Below are 19,048 nucleotides of genomic sequence, written 5' to 3'. Positions count from 1 at the left end.
CTTGAGCTGGGAGTGGTAGAAACGGTCAATCGAGCTTGATGCCCGCGTCGTGAACAACAGGCGCGAGGCGCGCGCGCTCCGCCGCATTCATGTCCGCGAGCGCTTTCGGCGAGCCGCCAATCAGGTCGGCCCCTGTCGCAATGATCTTGTCGTGCACGTCCGGTTGCTTGAGCACCGCGTTGACCTCGGTGTTCCAGCGATCCACGATCGCCTTCGGCGTGCCCGCCGGTGCCAACAGACCCCAGACGCTGGCGAGTTCGACGCCCCTGATGCCCGATTCGCTGTACGTGGGCACGTTGGGCAGTACGGGCGAGCGCTTGGCCATCGTCACGCCGAGCGGACGCACCTTGCCGCCTTCGATCTGGGCGAGAAGCGTGGGGATCGAGCCCATGTACATGTCGACCTGGCCGCCGATCAGGTCGGGGATGGCTTGCGCCATGCCGCGGTAGGGCACATGCGTGAACTTGACCCCTGAGGCGTTCTGCCAGATCTGATTGACCAGGTGCGCGATGGTCCCGGTGCCGGGCGTCGCGATCGTCAGCTGTCCTGGCTTGGCCTTGGCTGCGGCCACCACGTCCGCGAGGGTCTTGTAGGGGGAGTCGGCGCGAACCACCAGCACTGCCGCACCGCTCGCGACGGGCACGACCGCTTCGAGGTCCTTGACCGGGTCGTAGGACAGCTTGGCGTAGAGCAGGGGGTTGAGCACCACGTTGTCCGTCTGCGCCATGACGAAGGTGTAGCCATCGGGCTTGGCCTTCGCGACGTTGTCGAGGGCGAGGTTGCCGCCGGCGCCGGGCTTGTTGTCGACGGTGACGACCCAGTTGAGCTTGCTCGTCAGCGCCGTCGCCAGTTGCCGCGTCAGCGCGTCGGTGCCGCCGCCGGCAGGAAACGGCACGACGATCTTGATGGGGCGGTCGGGGTAGGTCTCGGCGTGGGCCGTTGCAAGGCCCACAAGGGCGAGGGCGATGGCAGAAATTCGAACGAGGGTGCGCAAGGGATGTCTCCTGGGTGTGGAAGGGGAAAAAGCGGTGGAGCGTGCCTCTGGCGGGCTTTGTCAGGCTCAGCGGCCGTTGGCCAAGAGCCAATCGAGCGCCTGATGGATGTCCGGCTCGGGAAGCGACAGCGGATGTGCCTCCAGCGCGCGGGCCGTCTTGTGGAAGCGTTCTTCGACGCCCGGGAGGACCGTGGAGGGCATGCCCTGCGCCGTCAGTTCCCCCTGCGCGTCGTTCACCTCATGGGCCCGGCGCCTGGCGTGGACCACATGCGTGCGCACCAGCATCTCGATGAAGTCGCGCAGCGGCGTCTGGTCGATGTCGAGAAGCTGCTCGTACAGCTTTTCACGCACGCCCTGCTTCTGCGCGCTCATGAGCAGTTCGACGGCGAGCGCTTCCATGCCCTTGGTGAAGACGCTGCGCAGGATCTTCAGGGACATGGCATCGCCTGCGGCGCCGCCCTCGATCGTCTTTACGCGACCGCCGGCTTTTTCCATGACAGCTTTGAAATCGTCGATGCCCTCACCGGCGACCAGGAGGGGCGTGCGTTCGCGGTTGATGAGGATGCCGCCCATGATCGCGACGTCGACGTAGCGAACGAAACTCTTGGCAGCAACCTCGGCACCTTCGCGCTTGACGGCGGGGCTCGCCGTTGTGAAGTCCGCAATGGCGGCGCCTTTGCGCATGTACCCGGCCACCTGCTTCGTCACGGCCAGTGAGACTGCTCCGGTCACGCAACTGAACACCCAGTTCGCCTCCCTGAGCCAATCGCCAGCGCCGGAATGGATCGGGAGGTCGAGCTTCGCGGCCAGATCGAGGGCGGCAGGCGATGGCTTCGCCTCGCAAAGGCTGACCTGGTAGCCGGCGCGCAGAAGAGGCTCGACGAAGCAACGACCGACTTCGCCCAGACCTATGAGAGCAACATTCATTCTGAATCCTTGGTAGGCCATCAGAATACAAAAAAAGAACAAAAATGGGAATGCGACGAAGGGTATTCACCTATAAATACCCTTTGAGGACGATGGATGTGAACGTTTTACGAACAAATACTGAGAAGACACTTCTCCCACATCGTTGAATCAGCAGCAAATGCCCGCGCGCAGCGCCCCCTACAATGAAAAGTCACAGACGCAGCGAACAGATGCAAAACGGACGCGATCGGGCCTACGAGGTCCTCAGACAGCGGTTGGTGGGAGGGCACTACGGGCCCGGAACCCAGCTGAAGGAAGAGCCGATAGCGCGCGAGCTGGGCCTGAGCCGCACGCCGGTGCGCACAGCACTGCGTCGCCTGGTCGAAGACGGCCTGGCCACCGACGGGCTGGGCCAAGGGATTCACGTCTCACCGTGGACGGAGGTCGACGTCGAGGAGACGTTTCAGCTGCGCATGCTCCTTGAGCCTTACGCCTCATTCCTGGCGGCCCGCCGAGCCGGCCCGGACTTGGTCGACGTGTTGTTGGCCAGCAATGACGACATGCGCAGGGGCATCGACGCCGGTCCGGAGGGCATCGCCGACGTCCAGAAGGCCAACAGCACTTTTCATCGTGCATTGCTCGACGCGGCCGGGTCCCCTCGGCTGCGTTCGATGCTTGGCACGATCATCGACATGCCGATCATCGTGCGGTCCTTTTTCCTGTACTCGCGCGATGAGCTCGAGCAGAGCCTCCATCATCACAAGGACCTGACACTCGCTGCGCAAGCACGCGATGGCGAATTGGCTCGGCAAGTGATGCAGCTGCACTTGCGGATGTCCTATCACCGCTTCATGAAACACCGCAGCCTGGTTGCGGCTAAGACGTCATCAGCCCCTCCCGCTTCGACGTGAAAGTGTTCGGGGATGCTTTCCCGGGGCGCCGTCTGCAGCAGCCTTGCGACTGCAGTCCGGCGCCAGCTCTACCGGATGCTGGGAGCGCTTGCCACCGGCTGCCTCAGGGTGAGGGAAGAAAACGCAGCAGCGTTCTATAGAACGCTGCTTCATCCTCAATGAACTGGGCAAAGACCGTGCTGGGCGCAGGTGGCTCCAGGATGTCACCTGCCTCGAGCCGTGCGGCTCCGAACTTGGGGTCGGCCAAGACGTCACCGATGACCTTGTTGATTTGGGTCACCACGGCAGGCGGCAGCTTGGGTGGGCCCGCCATGCCCACCCAGACGAGCATCGATATGCCCCCGATGGTGTAACTTTCAGACAGCGTGGGAACTTCGGGGGCCATGGCCACCCGGTTCGGTGTCATCAGGCCGATGATGCGAATCTTGCCAGTCCGTGCCTGACGCAGGACGCTGGGCAACGTGAGCACCGCGAGGTCGAGGCGGCCCTGCGACAGGTCTTCCAGAATGGGGGCACCACCCCGGTAGCGAACCAGCGCCATTTCAACCTTGGCGGTGCGCATGAACGCCGAGGCAGCGAGGGATTGCACCGAACGCTCGTAGGTTGTGCCCATGCTCAGCTTTTGCGGATGGCCTCGTGCAACCTCAATGATCTCATGCACGGTTCGGCTGGACAGATTAGGCCGGGCGACCAGCACCATCGGTGAACTGCTGATCTTCGCGATCGCCGTGAAGTCGCTCGGCTGATAGCCTGCCTGGCGGGTGGTCAATGGCAGCACCACCAGGTCGCTGGTGCTGCCGAAGAGAAGGGTCTGACCATCGGGCTCGGCCGCCAAGACCTTTTGTGCAGCCTGGGCACCATGCGCGCCACTGACGTTTTCCACGATCACGGGATGGTCCAGTTTCCGGCTCATCTCCAGTGCCAGCGCGCGCGCCAGATTGTCAGAGGCGCCCCCTGGCGCATTGCCAACCAAAATCTTGACGGCGGTGTTGCCCGGCCATTTCGTCTGCGCGCAGGTCGGGCCGCAAAGCGCCAATGCAATCAGGCCAAGACCCAGTGGCCGAAAATTCCATGCTGTCCGCTTTAATGAATTCGTATGCATGTGGCCTTTGCGCTCGATTGTCGATACAGGGATTCTGTGCGTGCAGGGTGGCTTTCGCAATGTGGGTCATTGTTCCAGATCAACTCAATCCAAAATTATGACGACTTGCATGCGAAAGTATGCGTTGCCGCTTGGTCAGGCGATAGTGAGAGGTTCAGCAGCGGACGTCTGGTGCTCGGTCGGCGGCCCTAATGTATTCGTTTGTTTCAAATGACAATAAGAGACCAATCTTGGTGTCAATCATCCACTGGGCAGGCGAAGGTGAAAGCCATCTTGTTGATCAATATTTTGAAATAATTCACGAGTTGGTAACACCATTCCTGTGCATCGCAACTATTCTCTATCGATGGCGGTGTATTTAGGGGAGAATTATGACTCCGATATCGGAGGGTAGACAATTAAAATTTATAAAGTGACCACCTCGACTGAAAAATATGTCTGATCGAAGCACATCGAATGGTCTCGGACAATAAAGAAAGTTCTCTGAAATCCGTGTCAATAATTAAATTGCACGGTATAAATTGAGCGCCAAGCGCACCCTCGGTTAAAATCAAAGCTGACCTATAGTCAGTGTGACGACCTGTTCGCACTCACAACGAGACTTCCTCCATGCAGTCAGCCGTCCTTCGCGAAGATGAACACTCCAGCCTCTTGGCGCTGCATTCACTGGAGGTTCTCGACAGTGAGCCAGAAGCTGAATTCGACGCACTCGTCCACGCTGCGTCTGTCATCTGCGATGTGCCTATTTCGCTGATCACGCTCATCGACCAGGACCGACAGTGGTTCAAGGCCAATCTGGGTTTGTCGGGAGTGACCGAAACACCGCGTGATGCGGCCTTCTGCGCGCACGCCGTGCTCGGTGACGACTTTATGGAGGTGCCCGACGCCAAGCTCGACATGCGCTTTGTCGACAACCCGCTGGTGATCTCGAGCCCGCACATTCGCTTCTATGCCGGTGCGCCCATCAAGCTGCACAGCGGTGTCCGTGTGGGGACGCTGTGCGTGATCGACCGTGAACCACGCAGCCGGCTCAAGGAAAACCAGGTCATGGCGTTGCGCAGCCTGGCGTCGGCTGCGGCTGCGGGGCTGGAGCGGCGCGCCGCCATTCGCCGGGCGCGCAGGGAATTGCATCAGGCGGAGCGCGCAAGCATGATGCTCTTTCGCCATGCGGAGGCGGTGATTGGCGTCACCCCTGCAGGCAACATCGAATCCTGGAACCTGGCGGCGCAGGCCATGCTGGGTTATTGCGCCGACGATGTGATCGGCAAACCCTTGCAGCACATCGTGCCGCTGGAATGCGTGGCGCAGGAGATGCTGTCTTTTTCAGCACTTTCCACGGGGCGGGCGCGGTGCTATGAGTCCATCCGATTGAGCCTGGCCCAATCTTTGGTGCAGGTGGCGGTGACTTTTGTGCCGGTGATCGACAGTGCGGGCAGGCTGATTTCGGCGACCCAGTTTCTGCGTGCGTTGAATGGGCACAAAAGCTAATTTCGCCTGACCCACCTGACGTTCCCCGCGTCGTTCCCGCATTCACCATGCCGACGCCTGCAAGCTCGCTCGACGTCTGGGGCGCTGGCGCGTGCGCTACGGCAGCACCGACAGGGCGCGCAGCGCGTCCACGTCGAGCAGCGTGACGCCGCCGTACTCGGTGCGCACCAGCGACCGCGCCTTGAACTGACTCAGCGCCTGGTTGCAGCGCTGGCGCGACAGGCCCACGAGGTTGGCCAGTTCCTCCTGGGAAATCTGCAGATGCCGGTCGCCGCCCGGATGCAGCCACGGGTGCAGAAGCCCGACCAGGGCGCGCGCCAACTGCGCTTCCACGCCGAGCACACGGTGCGCCACGAAATCGCCCATGAACCAATGCAGGCGCTCGTTGATCTGCTGCAGCAGGAAGCGTCCGAACGAGGGCTCGGTGGCGTGGAGCCACTCGAAGGTCTCCTTCGGCAGCAGCGCGACCCGGCTGAAGCGCAGGGCCACGATGTCGGCCTCGACCGGCTTCTCGCGCAGCAGGCTGCCTTCGCCGAACCAACTGCCGACAGTGAGGCCGCCCAGGGTCACGGCGCGACCGTCGCTGGTGCCGGTGCACCACTTCATCACGCCTTCGAGCATACCGGTCCACCACAGCGCCGTCTGGCCATGGCGGATCAGCGCATCGCCAGCGGCCACGCTCTGCTCGACCACGTCGGCCAGTACCTGGTCTCTGGCTCGCGGCGTGAGCTGCGCAAACCAGTGCGAGCCTTCCAGCAATTGGCGAATGGACAGTCCGGTGGAACTCATGTCTTAGAGATGGGCGCAGGACGCGGTGAAAGAAGCTGTGGTTTTCCCAGGGGTCGATTGTCATTCAGACGACTGTGGCGTCGCCTGGCACGCTGAACAATCCAGTCGCTGCCTGCGCAACCCGACGTGCCCGCAGGCGGCTCGCCGATCTTGCTACCGGGAACCTCATGACCTCACCCACCCTTCAACGTGTCGCCATCGTGGCCACCGGCGTCATCGGCGCGAGCTGGGCCGCGCACTTCCTGGCCCACGGCCTGGAGGTGACAGCCACCGACCCGTCCCCAGACGCCGAAGCGCGGTTGCGCGCAAGCGTGACGAAACAGTGGCCGACACTCGAACGACTGGGCTTGTCACCCGGCGCCTCGCCGGACCGCCTGCATTTCTGTGCAGATCTGGAGCAGGCCCTGGAAGGCGCCGAGTTCGTTCAGGAGAACGGGCCCGAGCGCCTGGACTTCAAGATCGATCTCTTCCGCCGTATGGACGCCATCGCCCCGCCCGAGGTGATCCTCGCCTCGAGCTCGTCCGGTCTGTCGACCTCGGCGATCCAGACCGAATGCCGTCATGCAGCGCGCGTCGTGCTGGGCCATCCGTTCAACCCGCCCCATCTCATTCCGCTGGTGGAGGTCATCGGCGGCGAGCGCACCTCGGCGCGAATCATCGAGCGGGCCATGGCCTTCTACGCGTCGGTCGGCAAACGGCCGATCCATGGCCGGCGGGAGATCAAGGGGCACATCGCCAACCGCCTGCAGGCAGCGCTCTGGCGCGAGGCCTTTCACCTGGTCGAGCAGGGAGTCGCGTCCGTCGAGGACATCGACACGGCGATCGCCTTCGGGCCCGGCCTGCGGTGGGGCGTGCTGGGTCCCTTCCTCAACCTGCATCTCTCCGGCGGCGCCGGAGGCATCACCCACGTCCTCAACCATCTGGGCGGGCCCATCGAGGAATGGTGGAACGACCTGGGAACGCCGGCCATGACGCCGGCACTCCAGGCCCTCATCGCGCAGGGTGTCGCGCACTCGCTGGAAGGCCGGCAGCTGTCGGCCATCGAGGCGATGCGCGACGACCTGCTCATCGCGCTGATCAAGGCGAAGGGCTCGCAAGGCGCGGCACGCCCATGATGGCCTTCCACGAGAACCCCGCGTTCGTCGCGCCCGCACGGACCGAACGGCATCTGCAGCCGGACGGCAGCATCGTCCTGCGCTCGCCCGAGGCGCTTGGCCCCTATGCGCGTTGCATCGGCGAGTGGATCGAGCGTTGGTCCGCGGAGACACCCGACGCTCTGGCGCTGGCCGAACGCGTCGGAGCCGAGCGGTGGCGGCGCGTGCGCTGGGGCGAACTGCGCCACGCCGTCGGCGCCATCGGCCAGCGGCTGATCGACCTGGGATTGCCGCGCGACCAGCCGATCGTGATCCTCTCCGACAACGCAATCGACAATGCGATGCTGATGTTCGCTGCCATGCATGTCGGACTGCCGGTCTGCACGGTCTCGAGCGCGTATTGTCGGCTCACGCAGGACCACACGAAAGTGCGCGGCATCCTGGACACGCTCCGTCCGTCGCTCGTCTACGCATCGAACGCGAAGGTCTACGGCGCAGCGATGACCGCCAGCGCCGGCATGGCGATCAAGGTGCTGAGCGAAGGCGCCGCCGAGCTGCCGGGAGCGCTCGACTTTGCATCCTTCCTCGCGACCCGCGAAACCGCTGCGGTGGCCGATGCCTTTGAACGCATCGCTGCTGACGACGTCGCCAAGTATTTGCTGACCTCCGGATCGACGGGGCAGCCCAAGGTGGTGATCAACACGCACCGCATGCTGTGCGCCAACCAGCAGTCGCTTGCGCAGACCTGGCCGTTCCTCGAAAAAATGAAGCCGGTGCTGCTCGATTGGCTACCGTGGAGCCACACCTTCGGCGGGAACCACAACCTGAACCTCGTCCTGCGCAACGGGGGCGCGCTGTACATCGATGACGGGCGTCCTGTGCCAGGCCTGATCGAATCGACGGTGCGCAATCTGCGGGACGTCCGGCCCAACCTTCACTTCAACGTGCCACGCGGCCTGGAGATGCTGCTGCCTTTTCTGGAGGTGGATGCGGAACTCGCCCGCGAGATTCTGTCGCCGTTGCTGCTGGTCTTCTACGCAGCCGCCGCGCTGCCGTCAGCGACCTGGGAACGCCTGCAGCGGCTCGCCACGCAGGTGCGCAGCGAGCCGCTCTGGTTGACCACCTCCTGGGGGTCCACCGAGACCTCGCCCCTGGTGACGAGTGCGCACTTCGGCCTCGACGGCCCTGGATGCATCGGCGTTCCCGTGCCCGGGCTGGAACTCAAGCTGGTGAAGGTCGGCGAAAAGCAGGAGATGCGGGTGCGCGGCGTTTCGGTTTTCCCTGGCTACCGCAACGCACCCGCGCTGACCGAAGCGGCGTTCGACGAGGAAGGTTTCTACAAGATCGGCGACGCTGGCTACCTGGTCGACCCCGACGATCCCGCGCGCGGCGTGGTCTTCGATGGCCGCGTGGCCGAAGACTTCAAGCTCACGACCGGCACCTGGGTGTCCGTCGGGCCGTTGCGGCTGGCGGTGGTTTCAGCGCTGTCGCCCTTCGCGCAAGACGTGGTCATCACCGGGCACGACCGCAACGAGATCGGTCTGCTGATCTTTCCCAGTGCCGCGGCGGTGAAGGCGCCGCCGGATGTGGTGGGCGAGAAGATCCGGCAGGCGCTGGGGGTTTTCCAGCAGCGCGGCGCGGGCTCGTCCCAGGCGCCGCGCCGCGCCATGCTCCTGATGGAGCCTCCGAATGCGGACGCCGGAGAAATCACCGACAAGGGCTACCTGAACCAGCGCGCGGTGCTTGCCCGCCGGGCCGACCTGGTGTCGTGCCTGTATGCCGATGACGACGACGCACTCGTGATTCGTGTCTGATCGGCGAAGAGAGCAATGCCCAAGACCAATGGGTGCGTGCCTTTCTCGACAAGAAGACCGGCAAGGTCGGCAAGCCGTAGTGCCCGGCCGTCTTCGTGAACGTGCCACACGTCGCGCCACGTAAACCCTGACGCCAAATGTCGTTGCGACGACTGACCGCCCCGGCGGCAGCTTCAACAATCCGTCTCTTCCGATCCTCCCGGCAAAGACATCACCGTCGAGCGTCGGGATCCACCGACAAGGCGACCTTCATGTCCAAGCGCAAAGTGATCCTGACCATCGCTCCCACCGGGGGGATGGCGCATAAATCCCAGAACCCGCACCTGCCCACCCAGCCCGGCGAGATCGCCGATGACGTGATCCGCTGCTGGAATGCCGGCGCGAGCGTCGTCGCGATCCATGCCCGCCGCCCCGACGACGGCGCGACCTGCAACCCGGACATCTACCGCGACATCAATGCGCGCATCCGCAAGCACAGCGACATCGTCATCAACAACTCGACCGGCGGTGGTGTTCATGGCGACATGGTCCATCCCCTGGCCGGTGACCGCTGGGAGATCCTCTGGGAAGAACGGCTCAAGGGCATGGATGCCGGGGCGGAGATGTGCACGCTCGATGCGACCACGCTGAACCTGAGCTTCGAGGGCAAGGAGATCCTGATGGACACGTCCCTGACGCGTGGCCGCGCGCTGGCTGCAGGCATGAAGGCCCGGGGCATCAAGCCGGAATGGGAGGTCTTCAGCCCGACGCACATCCTGCAGGACACCACCACGCTGATCAACGAAGGGCTGGACGACGCGCCCCACTTCGTCAATCTGGTGATGAACGTGCATCGCAACTTCCAGAACGCGATGCCGTACTCGCCGCGCTTCCTGCAGATGATGGTCGACACGCTGCCGAAAAACAGCATCTTCTGCGTCAGCGGCATCGGCCCTTCGCAGCTGGAAGCCAATGTGGCGTCGTTGCTGCTGGGCGGTCATGCGCGCGTGGGGCTCGAAGACAACCTCTACCTTCGTCAAGGCGAACTCGCCACCAACATCCAGTTGACCGAACGCATCGTGCGGATCATCCGGGAGCTCGACATGGAACCGGCGACGCCGGCCGAGGCCCGCGAGATGATGGGACTGCCCCGTGCGGGCGCCGCACGGCCCGAGTTCGCCATCTGACCTGCTGACCAACGAGAAAAAGAGACAAGCATGAACAAGGTCTGGTCGGTCTGCGCGCTCGGGGCGATGGCATTATCGGGAGCGGCTTGGTCGCAGGTGTCGGAGGACGTGATCCGCATCGGCTTCATCAGCGACATGTCGGGCATCTATCGCGACTACGACGGCCCGGCCGGTGCCGATGCCATCCGCATGGCCATCGCCGATGTCGGCGGCGCGGTCAACGGCAAGAAGATCGAGCTGCTCATCATGGACCACCAGAACAAGCCCGACATCGCCGCAGCCAAGGCGCGCGAGTGGTTCGACGTGAACAAGGTGGACATGCTCATTGGCGGTGTGAATTCCGGCGCCGCCATCGCGATGGCCGGCGTCGCCGCGGAAAAGAAGAAGCCGTATTTCGTCGTCGGCTCGGGGGCTTCGAGCCTCACGAACGAGTTCTGCTCTCCCTACACCGTGCACTATGCCTACGACACGGTCGCGTTGGCGCGCGGCACGGCGGGCGCGGTCGTGAAGGGCGGGGGAAATCCTGGTACTTCGTGTCGGCCGACTACGCCTTCGGTGCCGCGCTGCAGAACGATGCGACCAAGGTCATCCTGGCCAACGGCGGCACCGTCGCCGGTGCGGTCAAGCATCCACTGGGTGCCAGCGACTTCTCGTCCTTCATGCTGCAGGCCCAGAGCTCGAAGGCGCAGGTGCTCGCGCTGGCCAATGCGGGCGGCGACACCGTGAACGCCTTGAAGTCCGCAGCGGAATTCGGCATCAGCAGGAACATGAAGCTCGCGGGCATGATCATCACGATCAACGACGTCCATGCGCTGGGCCTGAAGACCGCGCAGAACATGTACCTGACCGACAGCTGGTACTGGGACCAGTCGCCGGAAGCCCGGGACTGGGCTCGGCGTTTCTTCGAGAAGCACAAGCGCATGCCCTCATCCTTTCACGCAGGCGACTACTCCGCGACGCTCCAGTACCTGAAAGCCGTGAAGGCAGCCGGCACCGACGACGGCGATCAGGTGATGGCGCAGCTGCGGCGAACGAAGTTCGACGACATGTTCGTCAAGGGTGGCTGGTTGCGCCCCGACGGCCTCATGGTTCACGACATGCAACTGCTCCGGGTCAAAACCCCTGCCGAATCGAAGGAGCCTTGGGACTATTACAAAGTCGTCGAATCCATCCGCGGCGAGGAGCCATGGACGACGAAGGCCGAGAGCCGCTGCGCGCGCTGGAAGGCGAGCTAGATGTGAAGTGTCAACACGTTCTGCAGCGCGCGCCGCTTGAAGCCCTGCGGCTCTCGCCGATGCGAAACACGCCCGCTGAGCGTCGCCCCGTCAGCCCCAGCGTGCGGCCAATCGAGGCACCGCTGAAACGAGCAGGGTGACGCCTGACAAGGTCAGCAGTCCCAGCACGATCTGTCGGAATCTTGCTTCACTGAGACCGGTGTAGAGCCTGGCTCCCAGCCAGGTAGGCACGAGCATGGCGAGCGCCACGATGGCGAACAGCGGCAGCATCGGTGCTGTGACGAGGCCGGTGGCGAGGTAGCCGCCCATCGTTACCGTCAGCATCGCCAGGTTGAAATTCTGGACGACCGCGCGCTGCGCGTCCTTCTCGAAGCCCCGCAACGTGCACCACAAGGTGGGCACCGTGCCGGTAAAGCCGCCGATACCGCCCATGACACCGCCGGCGAAGCCGACCGTCCCATCGGCCAGCCGGCCACCCCATGCAATGCGCGGAAGGTTCCGAGCTGACAGCATGGCCGGGCACCACAGCACCAGAAGCGTTCCGAGCACAGTTTTGAATCCGTCGGCATCCAGGTGCGGGAGCAACAGGACGCCCAGGGGGACCCCCGCCAGGCCGCCGAACACGAAAGGGAGCAGTTGCCTGGCATTGAAGCCACGCCGCACCGAGACCACCGCGATGATCTGTCCGGTGAGTGCGCCGAACACCGCGAGCACCGCGGCCACGCGCGGTTCCAGGGCCCAGGCCCAAAAGGACATGGCCACCATGCCGAAGGCAAAGCCAGAGAGTCCTTGCACAAAGCCGGCCACCACCGCGCCGAGCGCCACGACGAAAACGATCGAATGCATGCCTGTACCCCTTCACTGCGGATTGTCGTGAGGAGGCATAACGCAATGATTTGGAATTAATATGGAAGCATCATGCTTTTCTTATGGTGGCCGTGACTGCGTTGAATGTGATTCAAGGCCGGCTCGCATCCCGGCTGAAGATGCGCCACCTGACGCTGCTGCGGCTGATTCAGGCGCATGGCTCGCTCACGCGCGTGGCCGAACGCATGGCCACCAGCCAGCCCGCAGTGACGCAAGCACTGGCCGAACTGGAGGCCATGTTCGGTGCGCCGCTGTTCCAGCGAACAGCGCGCGGCATGATCCCCACGGCCGTGGGCGAGGTGGCACTCCAGCGTGCCCAGGCGATGCTGCAGGATCTCGGCCATTGGGTGCGCGACATGGAGGCGGCGACGCTTGGTCGTGCGGCCCATCTGCACGTGGGTGTGATCCCCTTCATTCCAGGGCGGCTGCTTGCGGCCGCCATCGTGCGCACGCGCCAGCAAGTGGGTGGCATCACCGTAACGATTCACGAAAGCACCACCAATCTCTTGCTCGAGCGCTTGCGCGCGCATGAGTTGGACTGCGTGATCGGGCGGACCTCAGCCATCCTGTCGATGGATGGACTGGTGCACGAAGTGCTCTACGAGCAGGAGCCTCGACTGGTCGCACACCGCCGCCTGGCAACGCGGCTGGGCCGCAAGCCCTTGTCATGGGAGGAACTGGCGCAGCTCGATTGGGTGCTCGGACAGCGCCATACACCCATGCGCGAACAGATCATTGATTTCTTCCTCCGCGCAGGCGTGGCACCGCCATCGCCCGTGGTGGAAAGCCTCGCGGCCAAGGTGATCGGTGAGCTGTTGGCGGCGAATGATCGGGCTGTGTCGATCGTGCCGGCAGACATTGCCGAAGAACTCACCCGCATTGCCGGTGTGGGCGTGGTGGCCCACCGCTTTGGCTGGACGCTGCCGCCGGTCACGCTGTTCAGGCGGGCAGAGGAATCGCTGCGTGCGCCCGATGGGCTGTTCGTTCAGGCCTTGCGCGAGGTTTGCCAGCAGGGCGTCTGATGGCGGTCAGGAAGATGGGCTTCCAAACTGACGTCACCTGCGAGAGGTGACGCCGATCCTGTTTACTTGCCGCTGTCCAGGCGCTTTTGCATGTTGGCAGCGCGATCGGTCGACGGCGGATGCGAACTCAGCAGGGAACCGCCGGACGACGTGCCCTCGCTCAACTTGGCGAGCTTCTGGAAGCTGGTGACCAGGCCCTTGCGTTCGAGCTTGCGTTCGGTGAGCAGATCGAACGAATAATTGTCGGCGGCGCTTTCCTGCGATTGCGAGAATTGAGCGTTCAGGAACTTCTCTGCAAGGTCACCGGCCTGCGACTGGGACAGCTGACCCACCACCCCACCCGCTGCACTGGCCAGACCCCGTGCCGCCGATGCGGCGTACGCCGTCTGCATGCGCGACTTGGAATGGCCCAATGCCACGTGGCCGATTTCGTGACCGATCACGCCGCGCAACTCGTCGTCGTTCATCAGGTCCATCAGGCCGCTGTAGACGCGGATGCAGCCATTGGCCATGGCCCAGGCATTCACGTCCGGCGTCATATAAACCTTGTAATTGGCCGTCTTGCCGTTGACCGTGGTGGGCATCTGCCGAACGACCTGGTTCAGACGCACGGTGTACTTGCTGTTGGCCGGTGCAATCTTGTTCTTTTGGTCCATGGCTGCACACGACTGGTCCGACATCGTGGCGATGTCGGCGTCGCTCAACGACATGGCTTTCATGGCGGTGCCGCCGACATCCGTGAGCTTCGTGACGTCCATCGTCTTCATGGTTTCACAGCCGACAAGCGAAAGGGTGACGGCAATGGCTGCCAATGGGAAAAATGAACGCATTGTGAGATTGGGAGTAAGGTGAATTGAACGAAATGAACCAAGGTGAATCGACGGGCGACCGTGTGCCAATCTACCAGCCCGAAGTGAGTCACCTCGTAGGACTTCACCCGATCATGCAACCGAGCTGAAAGGCCGCAGGCTTGCGCGAATGCAATCCAATAGCCTTACTCACGCGAGTCAAAAGCAGTGCATGCACGGCGATGTCCGATCGCAAATCCTACGCAAAAGAAGTCTGTATTCTCAGCTCGCGCGGGGCAAAAGAAGTCCTATCCATGCCTTGGATCACGGCAAGGCAGACTGAAGGATCGGCGCCGTCGGCGCGCACTTGCTTGTGCTCAGACGACGTCCTCTGGGGTTGCAATCAATCGCGCGTACCGGCCCATGGCTTCGGGCTCGATGCCCAGCCAGCGGGCGACCTGTTCGGGCGATGTGCCGCGCCGCAGCTGGCGCAACACGAAGGTGTGGCGCAACCGGTAGGAGCCGCCGTCGCGGCTGTCGACGCCCGCCTCTTCAAGCACACCCTTGGCCGCAAGATACTGCGCGTTCTTGCTCCATGGCTTGCCTGTGCGCGTCGACGGGAACAGGTGCGGCCCCGGAATCTTCACATCGCTGCGCACCTGCAGCCAGTGATGCAGCAGTTCCCCCGCCCAGGGCGCGATCGGTGTCTCCCGCCCTGGTGAATTGCCGTTGCCCGGCACATCGAGTTTCCAGGGCCGATCGCGCACCCGGCCGCCATGGACCGTGGGCGAAGACAAGGTCAGCGCGCGCACATCGGCAGGCGTGAGACCGCCACCCAACTGGAGCGCCACCGACGCCCGATTGCGCAGCATCTGCCAACTCAACGATGCACCTGCATCCCGCGGCACACCGGACGCCGACGGACGCGGGCGCGCTTGCGACACAAAAGCAATGAGCTGGCGCGCTTCGGACACTGAAAGGAAATCGGGCATGGGGTCGGCATCGGCCGCCTCGGCGAATCGCACCTCCGGCTGCGCGGCAATGCAGTCCGCTGCGGCGGTGTTGGGCGGCTCGCCCTGTTGCGCCGCCATGTGGTTGAGCACCCGGTCGATCAGCCGCAACAGGCGCAGTGCGTGTCGCGGCGACAGCGAAAGGTCGGCGCTCTTTTTCCCCATGCGCGCAGCCTGAAAGGCCTGGAGATCGTTGACCGTGAGATCGGTCAGCCTGACAACGGGCGACTGCCCGAGGCACCATGCCGTGAACCCACCCCACATGTCGCGATAGACCTGGATGGAGCCGGTGCGTTGCAGAAGGCCCATCGCGCGCTGGTCTTCGAGCCAGGCCTCGAAGGCGGCGCCATGGGCATCGGGTCGGGGGGCGTCAAAGAGAGGCAGCGTGTGCATGAGAAGATGCTAACGCCAATCGAATTCAAGCGAATACCTTCATCGACGGACGCCCCCCATGGATCTGAACTTTCTGCCACTGAACTTCAGGCACCGCATCAGCGCAATGGTCTATGCCCGCTGGGGCGTGATGCCGCTGTCGCTGTGGGCGACCTATGTGATCGCCAACGCATGGCAGCCGCTGGCTTCCGAGATCGGGCTGTGGACGGCGGTCGGACTGTTGCTTGCCGCGCTGGTCATGGCCTGGATGCTCGCATTCGTGCTCAAGATCGTCGAGGTGAGCTTGCGGCGCCAGTTCATCCGAGAGGCGCGTTTGCCGCCCTTTCTCATCGGCAAGCTGCGCGCCGCTCATCCGCAGCTGACCCACAAAGATGCCGATCTGGTCTTGCACGGCCTGCGTCAGTTCTTCATGGGGCACCTGCGCAGCGGCAGGAATTTTGTCGCGATGCCGTCGCGCGTGGTCGACACGGCGTGGCACGAATTCATCCTCGACACCCATGGTTACCAGGCGTGGTGCCACGCGGCTTTCGGCGGCATGCTCCATCACACGCCAGCGGAAGTGCTCGGGCGCAATGCCAAGCGCAACGATGGGCTGCGGCGCAGTTGGTACTACGCCTGCCGGGACGAAGGCATCGACCCGCGCTCACCGGTGCGACTGCCGCTGCTGTTCGCGCTGGACACGAAGTTCTCCATTGAGGACGGCTTTCACTACATTCCGGACTGCAGGGCCGTTGAGCGGCACACCGGTTCCGATGCCCACTGCGGCACCAGCTTCAGCGACTCTGGCTCGGGCAGCGCAAGTCCAGGCGATGCGGACAGCTTCGGCGGCTGTGAGTCGAGCGACAGCGGTGGCAGCAGTGATTCGGGCGACAGCAGCTCCAGTTCATCGGGCTGCGGCGGTGGTTGCGGCGGGGGCAGCAGCGACTGAGGGGGCGCGTCCTCAGCGTTCTGCGATGTAGTGCTGCGGGCTTGCGGTTTCTCCGTCGCGCAGGAAGTCGCGCACGCGCTTCTCGATGGCCTCGTCGGCTACCGTGGTCCGGGAACGCTGATGGAGGAACTCGGCCCAGGACGCGACGATGAAGCGCTCGACGTAGCGGGTGGGATCCTGCAGGTCGCGGTACACCCGCCAGAAACTCGCGCCGTCGCGGCGACGCATCGCGCGCAGCAAGCTGACGGCGTCCAGGAAGTCCTTCGATTCGCCCTCCCTAATCCGGTAGCTGATCTCGACGGCGATGGGTCCTTCTCCGGGGAGCGGCTGGTCCTTGAGAAGAAGCTCCCCCCACAGGGTGCCCGGCGTCACCTCTGGCAGCGCACCTACGCGCAGGGGAAGCCATCGGCCCAGAAACATGCCCGAGGCCATCACGATGGCTGCCGCACTCAACGCCGCCGGCAGCCCGGCGATGCCCGACACAGCACCCCAGAAGGCGGAGCCGATGGCAAATGACCCGAGGGCGCTGACGGTGTGCAGCGCCACGGCGCGGGAGCGCACCCAAGGCGGCGCGCTGGTCTGGGTCGCCGTGTTGAACGTGGCCATCACCGCCATCCATGCGGCGCCGCCGACCGCCAACCCCAGAAAGACGATCGCCGGATGGCGCACATGCGCCGCGACGAGCATGACGGCGGCAAAGATCACGCAGCCTGCGCCGACCAACCGCTCCAGGCCCAGCCTGGCACGCAGCCCGCCCAGCACCAGGCCGATGGCGACCGCGCCGGCGCCCAGGCAGCCCATCAGGTTGCCGAAACCCGTGGCACCCAGTTGGAGCTGCTGGGCCGCGATGGCGGGCAGCAGCGCCCACAGCGCCGACCCCGAGCCGCTGTAGGCGACGGTCCGCAAAAGCTGCGCCAGGATGAGCGGCGAGTGCCGTGCATAGCGAAGACCGGCCACGGTGCCGCTCCACAGCCGCTCCGGCGGAAGCGGGGACGCTGCCGGCGCCGAAGGCGGCCAGCGCCGTACCACGTACATCAACGCGACCGCGCTCAAGACCGCCGTGGCGAACACGCTGCCGGCGCCCAGCCAGGCGAACAGCAGCCCGGCCAGGGCCGGCCCCAAGGCCCGCGCACTGTTCCAGGCGATCGACATGGCGGTGATCGCCTGCGGCATGTCCTCGCGTGGCACCGCGTCGGCCACGCTCGTGTTCCATGCGGGCGAGAGCAGGGCCGTGCAGCAGCCCGCTGCGAAGGTGAAAGTGAGCAGTGCCACCGGCCCCGCCCACCCGGCCATTGCCAGCAAGGACAGGATCACGACGATGCCGACCTGCACGGCGAGTGCAACGAGGATCAACCGCCGCCGGTCCGTCGTGTCGGCCAGCACCCCCGCCGGCAGCGCGAGCAGGAACATCGGCAGGAAGACGGCGGTCTGGACCAGCGCCGCGAGAAACGAAGAGCCGGTCAACTCCACCATCAGCCACGATGCGGCCATGACCTGCATGGCATTGCCGATGAAGTAGATCGCGCTGCCCAGCCACCGGGCCCGGAAGACCGGCAGGCGCAGGGGCGACCAAAGGGAGTGGGACGCTGAAGACATGGGACTTGAGGCTCTCGATCGTTCTCAGCTGGTAGAAGGATGCAGTGGCAAGCAGGGATTCTGACGGGGTCTGTCACGCCCCCCGGTCGCCAACGTGCGCTCGCTGCCAAGGTGGGGCGATTGTTCCCGCCTTCGAAACGCAGTGGTGCGGCGACACGCCCAGCCGTGGTGCCGAAAGCTCGATAATTTGGAATACCTTTGTTTCGGAACCTACCATGTCCAGCACGACCACCTCGCCCAACGCCCCCGCTTCCGCAGATTCGCAAGCGCCGGGGCACGAGACCAACGCACAAGGCCTCCTGGCGCGCCTGAAATGGCGCTATGCGACCAAGAAGATGGACGCCACGCGCAAGGTCGCAGCCGACAAGGTGCAACGCATCGTCGAAGCAGCGCGTCTGGCGCCTACATCGAGCGGGTTGCAGCCCTTCGAGATCTTTGTCGTCACCAACGACGCGGTGCGCGAGAAGATCAAGGCCATCGCCTGGAACCAGGCGCAGGTGACTGACGGCTCGCATCTGCTGGTCTTTGCCGCCTGGGACAACTACACGGCCGACCGCATCAACGCGATGTTCGACCTGACCAACAAGGTCCGCGGTTTCAAGAACGAAGGTTGGGAAAACTACCGCGCCATGTTGCTCAACAGCTATCCGCAGCGTGACGCCGAGGTCAATTTTGCGCACGCGGCCAGGCAGGCGTACATCGGCTTGGGCGCCGCCCTGGTCGCCGCAGCGTACGAAGAGGTCGACAGCGTGCCCATGGAAGGCTTCGATCCGGCCGCGCTCGACCAGATCCTCGACCTGCGGGCGCGTGGCCTGCGCAGCGTGGCCATCCTGCCGCTGGGCTACCGGGACGCCAGCGGCGATTGGCTGGTTCACCTGGAGAAGGTCCGCCGTCCGATCGATCAGTTCGTCACTGAAGTCTGAGGGGGCAACAGGGCGGGCC

The 19,048-nt window shown here is 64.2% G+C and carries 16 protein-coding genes and 1 pseudogene; 9 read left to right on the top strand and 8 right to left on the bottom strand.

The genetic code is table 11. The features are described from left to right. Window positions 1-25: 25 nt before the first annotated feature. Together J2W36_RS15215 and J2W36_RS15210 are read right to left on the bottom strand one after the other, a co-directional pair. Window positions 26-994 (bottom strand): Bug family tripartite tricarboxylate transporter substrate binding protein, encoded by a 969-nt coding sequence (locus J2W36_RS15215; protein ID WP_307690587.1) that lies wholly within the window; start codon window positions 992-994, stop codon window positions 26-28. A gap of 66 nt (window positions 995-1,060) precedes the next feature. Next, entirely contained in the window at window positions 1,061-1,942 is an 882-nt protein-coding gene (locus tag J2W36_RS15210; RefSeq protein ID WP_307690586.1) for an NAD(P)-dependent oxidoreductase, read from the bottom strand. A 191-nt stretch (window positions 1,943-2,133) separates the two neighbouring features. Here J2W36_RS15210 and J2W36_RS15205 point away from each other — a divergent pair, with 191 nt between their 5' ends. After that, a complete protein-coding gene (locus J2W36_RS15205) occupies window positions 2,134-2,814 on the top strand; it encodes a GntR family transcriptional regulator (protein ID WP_307690585.1) in 681 nt (226 codons plus the stop codon). 103 nt (window positions 2,815-2,917) lie between these two features. On the opposite strand, the gene J2W36_RS15200 is transcribed toward J2W36_RS15205, so the two are convergent. Beyond that, on the bottom strand, window positions 2,918-3,916 hold the full coding sequence (locus tag J2W36_RS15200; RefSeq protein WP_307690584.1) for a Bug family tripartite tricarboxylate transporter substrate binding protein: 999 nt from the start codon (window positions 3,914-3,916) through the stop codon (window positions 2,918-2,920). A gap of 609 nt (window positions 3,917-4,525) precedes the next feature. On the opposite strand from J2W36_RS15200, the gene J2W36_RS15195 reads away from it, so the two are divergent. Then, window positions 4,526-5,404: a GAF domain-containing protein gene (locus J2W36_RS15195; RefSeq protein WP_307690583.1), complete on the top strand. Its 879-nt coding sequence runs from the start codon at window positions 4,526-4,528 to the stop codon at window positions 5,402-5,404. Window positions 5,405-5,500: 96 nt separating this feature from the next. On the opposite strand, the gene J2W36_RS15190 is transcribed toward J2W36_RS15195, so the two are convergent. Beyond that, a complete protein-coding gene (locus J2W36_RS15190; RefSeq protein ID WP_307690582.1) occupies window positions 5,501-6,193 on the bottom strand; it encodes a Crp/Fnr family transcriptional regulator in 693 nt (230 codons plus the stop codon). A 167-nt stretch (window positions 6,194-6,360) separates the two neighbouring features. Here J2W36_RS15190 and J2W36_RS15185 point away from each other — a divergent pair, with 167 nt between their 5' ends. The 4 genes and pseudogenes from J2W36_RS15185 to J2W36_RS15170 all read left to right on the top strand — a co-directional run bounded on the left by J2W36_RS15185 (window position 6,361) and on the right by J2W36_RS15170 (window position 11,502). Further along, complete coding sequence (locus J2W36_RS15185; protein WP_307690581.1) at window positions 6,361-7,308, top strand: 3-hydroxyacyl-CoA dehydrogenase NAD-binding domain-containing protein; 948 nt, start codon at window positions 6,361-6,363, stop codon at window positions 7,306-7,308. Further along, window positions 7,305-9,101, top strand: a complete 1,797-nt coding sequence (locus J2W36_RS15180) for a feruloyl-CoA synthase (RefSeq protein WP_307690580.1) — start codon at window positions 7,305-7,307, stop codon at window positions 9,099-9,101. Before J2W36_RS15185 ends, J2W36_RS15180 begins: the two co-directional genes overlap by 4 nt. 251 nt (window positions 9,102-9,352) lie before the next feature. Beyond that, complete coding sequence (locus tag J2W36_RS15175) at window positions 9,353-10,267, top strand: beta-keto acid cleavage family enzyme (RefSeq protein ID WP_307690579.1); 915 nt, start codon at window positions 9,353-9,355, stop codon at window positions 10,265-10,267. Window positions 10,268-10,297: 30 nt separating this feature from the next. Continuing rightward, window positions 10,298-11,502: pseudogene (locus J2W36_RS15170) on the top strand (ABC transporter substrate-binding protein). 90 nt (window positions 11,503-11,592) lie between these two features. Here the strand turns inward: J2W36_RS15170 and J2W36_RS15165 are convergent. Beyond that, window positions 11,593-12,348, bottom strand: coding sequence for a sulfite exporter TauE/SafE family protein (locus tag J2W36_RS15165; RefSeq protein ID WP_307690578.1), 756 nt, complete (start codon window positions 12,346-12,348; stop codon window positions 11,593-11,595). A gap of 83 nt (window positions 12,349-12,431) precedes the next feature. Between J2W36_RS15165 and J2W36_RS15160 the strand changes: the two genes are divergently transcribed. Then, the gene (locus J2W36_RS15160; RefSeq protein ID WP_307690577.1) at window positions 12,432-13,391 is read left to right on the top strand and encodes a LysR substrate-binding domain-containing protein; all 960 of its coding nucleotides are present in this window, start codon (window positions 12,432-12,434) and stop codon (window positions 13,389-13,391) included. Between the two features lie 62 nt (window positions 13,392-13,453). Here J2W36_RS15160 and loiP read toward each other — a convergent pair whose 3' ends face one another. Together loiP and J2W36_RS15150 are read right to left on the bottom strand one after the other, a co-directional pair. Further along, the gene (gene loiP, locus J2W36_RS15155; RefSeq protein ID WP_307690576.1) at window positions 13,454-14,221 is read right to left on the bottom strand and encodes a metalloprotease LoiP; all 768 of its coding nucleotides are present in this window, start codon (window positions 14,219-14,221) and stop codon (window positions 13,454-13,456) included. A 335-nt stretch (window positions 14,222-14,556) separates the two neighbouring features. After that, the gene (locus J2W36_RS15150; protein WP_307690575.1) at window positions 14,557-15,582 is read right to left on the bottom strand and encodes a tyrosine-type recombinase/integrase; all 1,026 of its coding nucleotides are present in this window, start codon (window positions 15,580-15,582) and stop codon (window positions 14,557-14,559) included. Window positions 15,583-15,640: 58 nt separating this feature from the next. Here J2W36_RS15150 and J2W36_RS15145 point away from each other — a divergent pair, with 58 nt between their 5' ends. Further along, window positions 15,641-16,510, top strand: a complete 870-nt coding sequence (locus J2W36_RS15145; protein ID WP_307690574.1) for a glycine-rich domain-containing protein — start codon at window positions 15,641-15,643, stop codon at window positions 16,508-16,510. A gap of 12 nt (window positions 16,511-16,522) precedes the next feature. Here the strand turns inward: J2W36_RS15145 and J2W36_RS15140 are convergent, their stop codons facing one another. Then, a complete protein-coding gene (locus J2W36_RS15140; protein WP_307690573.1) occupies window positions 16,523-18,106 on the bottom strand; it encodes an MFS transporter in 1,584 nt (527 codons plus the stop codon). Between the two features lie 215 nt (window positions 18,107-18,321). Here J2W36_RS15140 and J2W36_RS15135 point away from each other — a divergent pair, with 215 nt between their 5' ends. After that, the gene (locus J2W36_RS15135; RefSeq protein ID WP_307690572.1) at window positions 18,322-19,029 is read left to right on the top strand and encodes a nitroreductase family protein; all 708 of its coding nucleotides are present in this window, start codon (window positions 18,322-18,324) and stop codon (window positions 19,027-19,029) included. Window positions 19,030-19,048: the final 19 nt, after the last annotated feature.

It is taken from the genome of Variovorax ginsengisoli (assembly GCF_030811835.1).
Classification (GTDB): domain Bacteria; phylum Pseudomonadota; class Gammaproteobacteria; order Burkholderiales; family Burkholderiaceae_C; genus Variovorax; species Variovorax ginsengisoli_C.
This window is presented reverse-complemented; position numbering and strand designations above follow the sequence as displayed.

Excerpts from the sequence above, each read along its gene's own strand:
- J2W36_RS15200 (WP_307690584.1), bottom strand. The coding sequence starts at position 3,916 with ATGCATACGAATTCATTAAAGCGGACAGCATGGAATTTTCGGCCACTG.
- J2W36_RS15160 (WP_307690577.1), top strand. The coding sequence starts at position 12,432 with ATGGTGGCCGTGACTGCGTTGAATGTGATTCAAGGCCGGCTCGCATCC.
- J2W36_RS15150 (WP_307690575.1), bottom strand. The coding sequence starts at position 15,582 with ATGCACACGCTGCCTCTCTTTGACGCCCCCCGACCCGATGCCCATGGC.
- J2W36_RS15140 (WP_307690573.1), bottom strand. The coding sequence starts at position 18,106 with ATGTCTTCAGCGTCCCACTCCCTTTGGTCGCCCCTGCGCCTGCCGGTC.
- J2W36_RS15190 (WP_307690582.1), bottom strand. The coding sequence starts at position 6,193 with ATGAGTTCCACCGGACTGTCCATTCGCCAATTGCTGGAAGGCTCGCAC.
- J2W36_RS15175 (WP_307690579.1), top strand. The coding sequence starts at position 9,353 with ATGTCCAAGCGCAAAGTGATCCTGACCATCGCTCCCACCGGGGGGATG.
- loiP (WP_307690576.1), bottom strand. The coding sequence starts at position 14,221 with ATGCGTTCATTTTTCCCATTGGCAGCCATTGCCGTCACCCTTTCGCTT.
- J2W36_RS15165 (WP_307690578.1), bottom strand. The coding sequence starts at position 12,348 with ATGCATTCGATCGTTTTCGTCGTGGCGCTCGGCGCGGTGGTGGCCGGC.
- J2W36_RS15205 (WP_307690585.1), top strand. The coding sequence starts at position 2,134 with ATGCAAAACGGACGCGATCGGGCCTACGAGGTCCTCAGACAGCGGTTG.
- J2W36_RS15195 (WP_307690583.1), top strand. The coding sequence starts at position 4,526 with ATGCAGTCAGCCGTCCTTCGCGAAGATGAACACTCCAGCCTCTTGGCG.
- J2W36_RS15145 (WP_307690574.1), top strand. The coding sequence starts at position 15,641 with ATGGATCTGAACTTTCTGCCACTGAACTTCAGGCACCGCATCAGCGCA.
- J2W36_RS15135 (WP_307690572.1), top strand. The coding sequence starts at position 18,322 with ATGTCCAGCACGACCACCTCGCCCAACGCCCCCGCTTCCGCAGATTCG.
- J2W36_RS15185 (WP_307690581.1), top strand. The coding sequence starts at position 6,361 with ATGACCTCACCCACCCTTCAACGTGTCGCCATCGTGGCCACCGGCGTC.
- J2W36_RS15210 (WP_307690586.1), bottom strand. The coding sequence starts at position 1,942 with ATGGCCTACCAAGGATTCAGAATGAATGTTGCTCTCATAGGTCTGGGC.
- J2W36_RS15180 (WP_307690580.1), top strand. The coding sequence starts at position 7,305 with ATGATGGCCTTCCACGAGAACCCCGCGTTCGTCGCGCCCGCACGGACC.